At 56.9% G+C, this 8,403-nt stretch carries 7 protein-coding genes; 2 read left to right on the top strand and 5 right to left on the bottom strand.

What is annotated here, in order from left to right; genetic code table 11:
- The first annotated feature begins 337 nt into the window (after positions 1-337).
- The gene (gene dinB / locus AP059_RS01515; protein ID WP_059761568.1) at positions 338-1,405 is read left to right on the top strand and encodes a DNA polymerase IV; all 1,068 of its coding nucleotides are present in this window, start codon (positions 338-340) and stop codon (positions 1,403-1,405) included.
- A 37-nt stretch (positions 1,406-1,442) separates the two neighbouring features.
- Here the strand turns inward: dinB and AP059_RS01510 are convergent, their stop codons facing one another.
- From AP059_RS01510 to AP059_RS01495, 4 genes are all read right to left on the bottom strand, one after another.
- Positions 1,443-2,396, bottom strand: coding sequence for a hypothetical protein (locus AP059_RS01510; protein WP_048362798.1), 954 nt, complete (start codon positions 2,394-2,396; stop codon positions 1,443-1,445).
- A gap of 17 nt (positions 2,397-2,413) precedes the next feature.
- Positions 2,414-4,129, bottom strand: coding sequence for a proline--tRNA ligase (locus AP059_RS01505; RefSeq protein WP_059761567.1), 1,716 nt, complete (start codon positions 4,127-4,129; stop codon positions 2,414-2,416).
- Between the two features lie 103 nt (positions 4,130-4,232).
- Complete coding sequence (locus tag AP059_RS01500; protein WP_059761566.1) at positions 4,233-5,777, bottom strand: AmpG family muropeptide MFS transporter; 1,545 nt, start codon at positions 5,775-5,777, stop codon at positions 4,233-4,235.
- Between the two features lie 42 nt (positions 5,778-5,819).
- Entirely contained in the window at positions 5,820-6,173 is a 354-nt protein-coding gene (locus AP059_RS01495) for an MGMT family protein (protein WP_059761565.1), read from the bottom strand.
- Positions 6,174-6,338: 165 nt separating this feature from the next.
- Here AP059_RS01495 and AP059_RS01490 point away from each other — a divergent pair, with 165 nt between their 5' ends.
- On the top strand, positions 6,339-7,352 hold the full coding sequence (locus AP059_RS01490) for a DUF481 domain-containing protein (RefSeq protein WP_059761564.1): 1,014 nt from the start codon (positions 6,339-6,341) through the stop codon (positions 7,350-7,352).
- A 174-nt stretch (positions 7,353-7,526) separates the two neighbouring features.
- Here the strand turns inward: AP059_RS01490 and AP059_RS01485 are convergent, their stop codons facing one another.
- On the bottom strand, positions 7,527-8,285 hold the full coding sequence (locus AP059_RS01485) for an SDR family oxidoreductase (RefSeq protein ID WP_059761563.1): 759 nt from the start codon (positions 8,283-8,285) through the stop codon (positions 7,527-7,529).
- Between the last annotated feature and the right edge of the window lie 118 nt (positions 8,286-8,403).

The raw sequence follows: 8,403 nt of genomic DNA, 5'->3' as shown, positions 1-8,403 counted from the left end.
GACCTTCGGGTTATGAGCCCGACGAGCTACCAGACTGCTCCATCCCGCGTCTGTGGGGTGGATTCTACAGCGATAGGCTTTGCTGTCAAACGTTAATTTACGGAAAAACCTTTTGGTTCAATCGGTTAGCTGATAAATGCAGCTATAAAAAGCGTCACAGAGCCCGCAGCGCAAGGGCTTAGGTTCTATTAGGGGTGTGATTTCGATTAGAAAAATAAATTAAGCGTGAAAATTCCCACGCTGGTCGGGGAGTATTAAGACTACTGGTGCTATATACAGTTCAGGGTGACATACTGGCGATCCGCTTTACTTCACCTCGGAAAGAACGCCGGCCTACATGACGCAGCGAAAAATCATCCACGTCGACTGTGACTGTTTCTATGCCGCCATCGAGATGCGTGATGATCCGAGCCTGGCCAACAAGCCTATGGCGGTCGGCGGCTCGGCCGATCGACGCGGCGTGATCTCTACCTGTAACTATGAAGCGCGGGCTTACGGCGTGCGCTCGGCGATGTCATCCCGGCATGCCCTTAAGCTGTGCCCGGACCTGGTGATTGTCCACGGTCGCATGGAGGCTTATAAAGAGGCGTCCAGGGAAATACACGGCATCTTGCGTGATTACACCGAGCTGATTGAGCCGCTGTCGCTGGACGAAGCTTATCTGGATGTCTCCGATAGCCCGCATTTTGCAGGCAGTGCAACGCGTATCGCGCAAGATATTCGGCGCCGGGTCTCTAATCAGTTGCATATCACCGTCTCTGCGGGCGTGGCGCCAAACAAATTCCTGGCCAAAATTGCCAGTGACTGGCGCAAGCCCAATGGTTTGTTCGTCATCACCCCTGACCAAGTGGACGATTTTGTATCGGCACTGCCGGTAAACAAGTTGCATGGGGTGGGCAAAGTCACGGCTGACAAACTGGCGCGACTGGGGATTGAAACCTGCCTTGATTTGCGCGACTGGAAAAAATTGGCGTTGGTGCGTGAATTCGGCAGTTTCGGTGAGCGACTTTGGGGATTGGCGCGGGGGATTGATGAGCGCTTGGTGCACAGCGACAGTCGTCGTCAGTCGGTCAGTGTCGAAAATACCTACGATGTGGACTTGCCGGACCTTGCCGCATGCCTGGAAAAAATCCCTGAACTGCTCGATACCCTCAATGGGCGCATCAGTCGGCTCGATGCCAGTTATCGCCCGGGCAAACCGTTCGTCAAAGTGAAGTTTCATGACTTCACCCAAACCACTCTTGAGCAGTCGGGTGCAGGGCGGGACGTGGAAAGCTATCAAAGCCTGATGAGTCAGGCGTTCGCACGAGGCGCCAAGCCCGTTCGATTGCTCGGGCTGGGGGTGCGTTTACAGGATTTGAGCACCGGATTTGAGCAATTGGAGCTGTTCAGCGCACGCCCGTAGCCGCAGCCTTGGGCGGCCGCTACGGATGGCTTTTATGTCAGCTAACCCCCGGATCTGCCACCAGGCGCCCGGCGTTTTTGGTCAAGGACTGAAGGAATTCGCGCTGTAATTCAGGATCATTACGCGTGAGTTCGATCAGGCTCTGCTCCAGCTCGCTGGCTTCTTCTTCCAGCCCCAGTTCAGACAAGCGTTTAACCCGATGCACCCATTGGCTGACGTCATCACCCTCCAGGTCGTCGTAAATCAGGTTGTGCGCTTCCAGCAGTTTGCCTCGCAGGTTGCTGCTTACCGACAGGGTTGAATCCGAATGGGTTTCGTCCTGCGCGTCTTCTACGGTGATTGTCAGCTTGCCGACGTGATTGAGGTCTTGTTCGGCAAACGGGCTGTCCAGCAAATTGAGGCGCAGCACGCCATTACGGTCAGTGGTCAGCTCATGGTGTTGGGTGCCTGCGGTCACCACCACGGGACGTTCGGCCCACGGCAGGCTGGAATATTCCAGACGCGATTCGCGCTGAACGTCTTCAATGCCTGCCAGGTTCTGCTGCGCACGGCCGTTGGATTGCACGTTCATGGCCGGGTTCAGGCCGTCGACGCCATAGCTGAGCCAGTCTCTGGTGACACTGTCTGGCAGTTGCCCAAACATGAAGATGTTCAGCACATTGGCGCCCACACCTGCCACAACCGCTACAGCCCCCAGTGGTACCTCGTAGATTTCTCGCCAGGGTTGGTAGGGGGTGTAGCGGTCATAGCGCCGGGTAACATCGAACTCAGTGACCTCAAAGGTCTTTTGTTCATTGATGCGCACACGGCGTTGCGGCAGCTCAAGCACAGACGGTGAGCCCACATCGATTTGTAAGCTGTGGGAGAGCAATTTGCGCTCAATGCGCTCCTCGTGCTCGCTGCGTTGCGACATGTGATTGGCACAGCCGCTCAACAGCAGGGCGCCGCACATGGCGGCGCCCCCGAGGGTTAAGGTACTTCGATTGAACATGGCGTCTCTATCTGGGTTCAGCGACGGATACGCGCCTGAAGGAATGCGAGGACGTCAGCGACAGGCAGGGCTTGCGGCTCTGCTTCGGTGCGGCTCTTGTACTCAAGGTTGCCTTCGGCCAGGCTACGGTCGCTGACCACGATGCGGTGCGGGATGCCGATCAGTTCCATGTCCGCGAACTTGATGCCCGGGCTGGTTTTCTTGTCGCGATCATCCAGCAGCACTTCAAAGCCTGCGGCGGTCAGTTGGGCATACAGGGCATCTGTGGCTTCACGTACCGCTTCGGTTTCGTAGCGCAGGGGTACCAAGGCAACCTGGAAAGGTGCCAGAGCATCGCTCCAGATAATGCCGCGCTCGTCGTTGTTCTGCTCGATGGCGGCTGCCACCACGCGCGAAACACCGATGCCGTAGCAGCCCATGCTCAGCGTGACCGGCTTGCCGTTCTCACCCAGCACCTGGCACTTCATGGCTTCGCTGTACTTGGTACCCAGCTGGAAGATGTGACCGACTTCGATGCCGCGCTTGATTTCCAGCGTGCCTTTGCCGTCCGGGCTAGGGTCGCCAGCCACCACGTTGCGCAGGTCGGCAACGGTAGGGACGGGCAGGTCACGTTCCCAGTTCACGCCGAAATAATGCTTGTCGTCGATGTTGGCGCCAACGGCAAAGTCGCTCATCAGCTCGACCGAGCGGTCAATGATGCACGGCAATGGCAAGTTCAGCGGGCCCAAAGAACCTGCACCGGCACCAATGGCCTCGCGCAGTTCAGCGTCACCGGCCATGACCAGCGGGCTGGCCACGAGCGGGTGGTTGGAGGCTTTGATTTCGTTCAGCTCGTGGTCGCCACGGATGACCAGGGCGATCAGCTTGCCTTCTTCGGCAGCGTGAACGATCAGGGTCTTGACGGTTTTCTCGATCGGCAGGTCGTAGCCTTCGACCAATTGCACGATGGTTTTGGCGTCTGGAGTGTCCACCAGGCGCAGCTCCAGTGCAGGAGCAGGGCGCGAAGTCTCGGTGGGTACGGCTTCGGCTTTTTCAATGTTGGCCGCGTAGCTCGAACCGTTGCTGAAAACAATGTCGTCTTCGCCTGACTCGGCCAGGACGTGGAACTCGTGGGAACCGGCACCACCGATAGAGCCGTTGTCGGCTTCAACCGGGCGGAAATTGAGGCCCAGGCGTGTAAACACGTTGCAGTACGCCTGATGCATGCGGTCATAAGTGACTTGCAACGACGCTTCGTCAGCGTGGAAGGAGTAAGCGTCCTTCATGATGAATTCGCGGCCGCGCATCAAGCCGAAGCGTGGGCGGATCTCATCACGGAATTTGGTCTGGATCTGATACAGGTTGATAGGCAGCTGTTTGTAGCTGTTCAACTCGTTGCGGCACAGGTCAGTAATGACTTCTTCGTGGGTCGGCCCCACGCAGAATTCGCGACCGTGGCGATCTTTAAGGCGCAACAGCTCAGGGCCGTACTCTTCCCAGCGACCGGACTCCTGCCACAGCTCAGCCGGTTGAATGCTCGGCATCAGCACTTCCAGAGCACCGGCAGCGTTCATTTCTTCGCGAACAATGGCTTCGGCCTTGCGCATGATGCGCAGGCCCATCGGCAGCCAGGTGTACAGCCCCGAAGCCAGTTTGCGAATCATGCCGGCGCGCAGCATCAGCTGATGGCTGATAACGACCGCGTCCGATGGCGTTTCTTTTTGTGTGGCGAGCAAATATTGACTGGTGCGCATGGTTAGCCGGTGCCGTTGCTGATGACTAGAAATGACTGGGCATTGTACGGGCGAGAGGTGCTTGCGTACAGGCCAGGCGGGGGAGCTAGGCTCCCCCTCGTGTTTACGGGGTTTTTTCGAGGTCGACGGGGGGATTCAAGCGAGCGCGACGGCTCTCTTGATACCAGTGCAGGCTAATCAGCAGCAGCGTTGGTATGCCCATGACGGCCGTAATGATGAAGAAGGTGTGGTAGCCAAACTTTTCGACCATCACACCCGAATAGCCGCCCATCAAGCGCGGGAGCAATAACATGATCGAGCTGAGCAGGGCGTATTGCGTGGCCGAGAACTTCAGGTTGGTCAGGCTCGACAGGTAGGCCACGAACGCTGAAGTGGCGAGGCCCGAGCTGAAATTGTCGAGTGAAATCGTGACAATCAGCATCTGCAGATTCGGCCCCATATCCGCCAGCAGCATAAACAGCAGGTTCGTCCCTGCCGACGCCGCGCCGCCAATCAGCAGAATCGGCAAAATGCCAAAGCGCACAATCAGCAAGCCGCCCATGCCGGCACCGACCAGGGTCATGATCAGGCCAAAAATCTTGCTGACGCCGGCGATTTGATCTTTGGTGAAACCTTGGTCGATATAGAACACGTTGGCCATCACGCCCATTACCGTGTCCGACATGCGGTAGGTGGCAATCAGCCCGAGCAGCAGCAGGGCTTGCCAGCGATAGCGCACGATAAAATCGTTGACTGGCGTCAGTACAGGCGCCAGCCCGCGTCGTCCAATTGACGACAAACACAGCACCGTCAGCAGGGTGTACAGAATTGCTCGCAAGAATGCGCGGTCTTCGAGCAGCAGGTCTGTGGGGCTCAGGTCCCCAAACATGACGCCCGCAAAGTCGGTGTTGTAAAGCTGCGTAAACATCGCGGGCACCGACACCAGCAGCACAATCAGCACAAAAACCGACGCCAACTGATGGCCGAAACTGTAACGCCCGGCGGACAATTGGGTGCGCAAAGGCACCGGGGGTTCGCGCATAAAGAAAGTGGTCAGCAGGGCTGGGACCATCAGCAACCCAAACAGCACGTAGGTGCCTGTCCAGGCCGAGTGTTTGTAGTTAAAGCCGGTTGAGCCGAAGCCTTCGGCAAAAAACAGTGCGCCCGCGGTGGCCAGTAACGCGGCCACGCGATAGCCGGACATGTAACTGGCGGCGAGAGCGGCCTGGCGGCTGTCTTCTGCAATCTCCAGGCGATAGGCGTCCACGGCGATGTCTTGGGTTGCCGAGGCAAATGACACAATCACCGCGATGGCAATCAGCCACGAAAGGTGTTTTTGCGGATCACAGAAGCCCATGCCGATCAGGCCCAGGATCACCAGCGATTGCGACAGCACAAGCCATGAACGCCGCCGTCCCAGTTTGCCGAGCAAAGGCAGGCGCCACTGGTCGAGCAGCGGTGACCACACCCATTTAAAGGCGTAAGCCAAACCAATCAGGCTGGCATAGCCGATGGTTTCGCGGGCCACACCGGCTTCGCGCAACCATACGGAAAGGGTTGAGAACACCAGCATGTACGGCAAGCCGGCGGCAAAACCGAGCAACAACAGCACAAGAGTCGAGGGGCTGGCATAGGCAGCGAGCGCGGCGCGCCAGGTTTTACGGGGCATGGGCTGGAGTCTGCCTCAGGTTACGGAAACAAAGGGCGCACTCTAACCGCAGTGCTCTATCGGGCGCCAGCCATGACGCTGGATATCCACACGATTATTCATAATGCTCAAGCCCTCAGTGCGCAGGCGCGCACGTTGCTCGTCCCCCGACGGGCTGCCTGCTGGCAAACTGATACGTCCTCCAGCGGCCAGCACGCGGTGCCAAGGCAGTCGCGAGCCTTCGGGCAGTTGGCTGAGAGTGCGTCCCACCCAGCGAGCGGCCCGGCCCAGGCCTGCCAGCTCGGCGAGTTGGCCGTAAGTCACAACGTAACCGGCAGGCACCTGCATCAATGTGGAGTACAGCGCCTCACGACGAATCTCGGCGGCTGTTTGAGTGGCGCAAGAGTCTGAGTTCATCGCCAGTGCCTTAATGTTTTTTGCCTATAAATGTAAATGAAGACATTTCTGTCAATTGGACTAATGAAGGAACTACAACCTTTTCAGTCGGTCTTTCTATGCCTGGGGCGTATCCATCGGGATAATGCCGGCATTCTTTCGCAAATCTGAGTTTCGCATCTGCTTATGTTGTCCAGAACCTTGTTATGCCTCGCTGTCCTGAATGTGTCCACGCCTTTGCTCGCAGATACGGTCTGGTTGAAAAACGGTGACCGCCTGAGCGGCAAAATCAAAGTGTTTGATGGTGGCAAATTGCTCATTCAAACGGAATATGCGGGTGCCATTCCGATTGACTGGAAGCAAGTCAAAACCCTGGAGAGCGATCAGGAGCTTCTGGTCAAGCAAGATGCTTACGCAGGCGAAAAGGCCAAGTCACTCAAAGCCGCTGAAGACGGCAAGGTTATTCTGGCCAACGGCGAAGCGCCTAAAACGGTAGAGCTGGCGAGCATTCAGCAAATACTCAAGCCCAAGCCGGTGATTGAAGACCTGGTCTGGAAGGGCAATGTAGATGTGGCGCTGGACTACAAGCGTGCAGACAAAGACACCGACGATTACGACATCGATTTCAAAACCACGGCGCGTCACGGGTCTTGGCGTCACCACGCTGAAGGCGAATACAACCGCGAGTTCCAGAACGACGTTGTGACCACAGACAACTGGAGCGCCGAATACGCGCTCGACCACTTTATTGATGAAAAGTGGTATTGGCAGGGCCGTTTGACCTACAAGCGCGACAAAGTAGAAGACGTCTCCCGCCAGCGCACTGTGGGTACCGGTCCCGGTTACCAGTTTTGGGATGATGAGTTGGGTTCGTTTTCCTTGGGTTCTTTGCTCAACCGTACCGATTACGAATACTCGGATGGTAAAAAAGACAATTTCTACTCTTTGGCCATGAAGTGGGATTACAACCGTTACTTGTTGGGTAAAACGGTTTCGCTCTTCACCAATGGCGAGTTGGGTAAACCGCTGGGCAGTGCTGCGGATTACAGCCTGGATGCCGAGATCGGCCTGCGCTACAAAGTCACCGAATGGGCATCGCTCAACCTCAAGGCAGAGAAAGACCTGATTGGTGGCGGCAGCGGCAGTGACAACACCCTCAACAAAACCCGCTACACCGCAGGCTTTGGTGTGACCTGGTAAGGGCCTCGACAGCTAAAGAGCTAAAGAGCTACAGAGCACTGATCACCCTGTAGCCGCTGACGAGCAGCGCGAGGCTGCGTCCGGCGGCGAAGCCGTCGCAAAAACCCCTCCAACCTTGAACGTCAGCCCTACCGCAGCACGCGCCTCACTTACAGGTGCGGTGTCCCCTGCGGGTTAAATCCGTAACCCGCCATCCAGCTCAAGAATCCGGCCGGTGTAGTAGTCGTTTTCAAAGATGTAGGCCGCCGAATGGGCAATTTCTTCAACGTTGCCCATGCGCTTAAGCGGAATAAATGCCGTCATTTTTTCCAGCGCTTCGGGCTTCATGCCCAAGGTCATTTCTGTCTCAATAAACCCCGGAGCAATACCCGCCACGCGGATGCCATAGCGCGCCAGTTCTTTGGCCCAGGTCACGGTGGCGGCAGCAACCCCTGCTTTGGCGGCAGAGTAGTTGGTTTGACCCACATTACCGGCCCGCGAAATGGATGAGATGTTGATGATCGCGCCCTGATTGCTCAGCTCGACCATCTTGGCCGCCACTTCACGGGTGCACAGAAAAACACCGGTCAGGTTTACGTCGATCACCGCTTGCCATTGCGCCAGGCTCATTTTGCTCATGACGCCATCTTTGACCTTGAGCAACAGGCCGTCACGCAGGATACCGGCATTGTTGATGAGGCCGTTGATCGCACCAAAGTCCTCAGCAATTTGTGACACGGTTTGTATGACTTGTTCTTCATCCGCCACGTTGCACAGGTATGCACGGGCCTCGACGCCGTGGGCCTGACAGGCCGCCACAGCCAATTCGAGCTTCTCGGGGTTGAGGTCAATCAACGCCAGTTTTGTCCCTTTGCCAGCCAGATACTCTGCCATGGCACGACCTAACCCTTGGCAACCGCCAGTGATAATGATTACTTTGTCTTTTAGTTGCATGACAGCCCTCGGCAGCAGTTGAACGGTGTGATTCCTTACGCAGCCGTTGATCAACGCCTTGGGAGCGGTCGTCTATCAAACATAGCCCTGAGTGCGGGTGTACTACATGCCCTGAACT

The sequence above is a fragment of the Pseudomonas sp. TAA207 genome, assembly GCF_001529285.1.
GTDB classification, from domain to species: domain Bacteria; phylum Pseudomonadota; class Gammaproteobacteria; order Pseudomonadales; family Pseudomonadaceae; genus Aquipseudomonas; species Aquipseudomonas weihenstephanensis.
This window is presented reverse-complemented; position numbering and strand designations above follow the sequence as displayed.

What these genes read in the sequence shown, in the direction of transcription:
- dinB (WP_059761568.1), top strand. Translation starts at nt 338, where the DNA reads ATGACGCAGCGAAAAATCATCCACGTCGACTGTGACTGTTTCTATGCC.
- AP059_RS01510 (WP_048362798.1), bottom strand. Translation starts at nt 2,396, where the DNA reads ATGTTCAATCGAAGTACCTTAACCCTCGGGGGCGCCGCCATGTGCGGC.
- AP059_RS01505 (WP_059761567.1), bottom strand. Translation starts at nt 4,129, where the DNA reads ATGCGCACCAGTCAATATTTGCTCGCCACACAAAAAGAAACGCCATCG.
- AP059_RS01500 (WP_059761566.1), bottom strand. Translation starts at nt 5,777, where the DNA reads ATGCCCCGTAAAACCTGGCGCGCCGCGCTCGCTGCCTATGCCAGCCCC.
- AP059_RS01495 (WP_059761565.1), bottom strand. Translation starts at nt 6,173, where the DNA reads ATGAACTCAGACTCTTGCGCCACTCAAACAGCCGCCGAGATTCGTCGT.
- AP059_RS01490 (WP_059761564.1), top strand. Translation starts at nt 6,339, where the DNA reads ATGTTGTCCAGAACCTTGTTATGCCTCGCTGTCCTGAATGTGTCCACG.
- AP059_RS01485 (WP_059761563.1), bottom strand. Translation starts at nt 8,285, where the DNA reads ATGCAACTAAAAGACAAAGTAATCATTATCACTGGCGGTTGCCAAGGG.